The organism is Burkholderia sp. SIMBA_062 (genome assembly GCF_046534765.1).
Taxonomy (GTDB): Bacteria; Pseudomonadota; Gammaproteobacteria; order Burkholderiales; family Burkholderiaceae; genus Burkholderia; species Burkholderia ambifaria.
The window spans coordinates 1-248 of record NZ_JAWRYD010000483.1 but is presented as its reverse complement, the minus strand read 5'-3'; the positions used below and the strand labels follow the sequence as shown (position 1 = coordinate 248).

Below are 248 nucleotides of genomic sequence, written 5' to 3'. Positions count from 1 at the left end.
CGAACACCATGAACCACCACGCGAAGGTCAGAAACTCCGAAATGATGCCCACATTGCCCGAGGAGGTCACCACCGCACCGCGCATGGCGAAAAAGCCCTGGGCTATGTAGTCGATCACCGGGTCGGACACCAACACCGCCGCGAACAGGCCAAGCACGGCCAGCGCCGGGCGAGCGAACAGCGACAGCAACAGCAGGTAGCCTTGCGTCTGCGAGCCCACGAAAGTGCGGTCCGGCGTCATGTGCATC

General features: G+C 62.9%; 1 pseudogene. It reads right to left on the bottom strand.

The annotated features are described in order from the left end of the window. Positions 1–248, bottom strand: a pseudogene (locus SB786_RS37160) (hypothetical protein); the annotation flags it as partial.